At 29.6% G+C, this 1,879-nt stretch carries 2 protein-coding genes; both read right to left on the bottom strand.

The window, feature by feature from the left end:
• On the bottom strand, positions 1-497 hold a 497-nt coding region (locus CN288_RS29210; protein WP_176527759.1), incomplete at its 3' end, for a helix-turn-helix domain-containing protein.
• Positions 498-663: 166 nt separating this feature from the next.
• Positions 664-1,608 carry a hypothetical protein gene (locus CN288_RS27310; RefSeq protein ID WP_098303587.1) on the bottom strand — a complete coding sequence of 315 codons (945 nt, stop codon included), beginning with the start codon at positions 1,606-1,608 and terminating at the stop codon, positions 664-666.
• Positions 1,609-1,879 lie beyond the last annotated feature (271 nt).

Raw genomic sequence — 1,879 nt, 5'->3', positions numbered from 1 at the left:
AAGTTTTCGCACCAGAACCCCTGTTGATAAGAAACTTCATAGCTTTTGGCTGCGAGTTGATAGTTTTTCTGATGCTGTAGACAGTAGTTTACAATTTGAATTCGTTCTTCTAATGTTGTTTTTCTTGTATTTGTCATAGATTTTATCATTCCTTTACCCGTATCATGTAATTCTCTATGACTATTATACTTTTTAATCCATTTTCCCAAAACGGCAGTACTAGATATATCGTATTTTTGAATGACCTCATGTAATGAATAACGTCCTGATAGATACTCATTAACGGCCGCCAATTTTAGTTCTTTTGAATATGACTTCCAAGAGATTGCGTCTGTTAAACCATCTTCACCATTCAATTCATACCTTCTTTTCCAGTCTCTAATCGTTCCAGGATCAATTGAAAATTTAGCAGTAATATCAGCTATTGAATGCTGACCATCTTTATAAAGAGCTAAAATAGCCAATTTTTCAGCTTTAGAATATTTTATTCGTGACATAAAAACGCCCCCTTAGATAAACAGATTTTTATTTTTTATCTGTCTACCTAAGGGGGAGCATATCAAGATTGATCAAAACAGATTCTTTTCTAGGAGTTTTAAGTTATGGTTTTATAAAAAAGTTTAATCATTTTTAAATATGTTCTTTCACAATCATGAAACATTTTTATTCTGGTACAGGCATAACAATAACTTCTGGGCCTCCAATATAGGGGTCTATTTCCTTTATATCTAATTTGATTTCTCTTCCATCTTTAGTAATCATCTGGATTGCGCATGCTTTTATATTATCATCATTGCAAACGTCTAAAATAAGGTCGGTAGTTGTTTTGGAAGAATTTGTTTCAGGTTCATTCTTATATGTCATAACCTCTGCTTTAACTTCTTGTTCTTCAGAAGAGACCTCATCAATTAAATTGTTTACTTTTTTAAGTAAATATTCCATATAATCATCTGGTGTCCAACGTTTCGTGAAACCAGGACCATAAACTAGTTCGTTGTAAAACGTTGCACGAATCGCGTTATCAAGACTAAAAAGTATATCCTCCTCAAAATCAGGATCACTTGCTTTTAGGATTTTAAGTTCTTTTAAAATATTATAATAAGCAGTTTCTATATGTTTTGGAGTAAGATACTTAATGGTTAAATTAGCTAATTCATTTTGTACGAATGATAAAAATAAGTTTAATTTATTCCTGTATTCTTCTATTCGTGGGTTTTTAGTATTTATAAGACGGGTATTACGCCTTATTTGGCCTTCTATTTCAATCTCCATAGCCTCAATGATTCGCTCTTTAAACATCTCTAATTCTTTTTCCGAATAAAGACGTTTTTTTAATCCTATCATCTTAAGTGTTTCAGATATTAGATTAGCTATAAGAGAACATACAATCCCTTGAAGAGTAGAGAAGTCGAACCATAGAGAACCAGTATAAACATTACTAATTTTCAATTTATTATTCTCATAGTTGATATTATTTTCTAGACATATATGATAATTGATGTCTTCTAAAGCCTTTAAAATCTTTGTTAAACTAGACAAGTCTAAATCTTTTTCAAAATCAATATATAACTTAAAATAATCAGTTTGTATCTTGCTCTCAACAGCCATATTTAATTTCTCCTCCTTTTATATATGAACTAAATAAAGAAATTTCATTCACATGAATATTCTAACATTTTTAACGTTATTACAATTAAATGTTTATGAAGATGTGACTTCAAAATAAACCTAAATTAATATAATCAATCTAATAAGTTGAAAAATTAATTATTTGAAGGTTAATCTTTTTATAAACGATTCAACTTTGTTCAAAACGGTACGACTTTCTTATAAACAGTACAACTTTGTTTCAAACTAACAATACGCATTGTTTTTGTGC

Source organism: Bacillus sp. AFS023182 (genome assembly GCF_002560575.1).
GTDB lineage: Bacteria > Bacillota > Bacilli > Bacillales > Bacillaceae_G > Bacillus_A > Bacillus_A arachidis.
The sequence above is the reverse complement of the archived record's forward strand: the minus strand, read 5'-3'. Positions and strand labels throughout refer to the sequence as shown.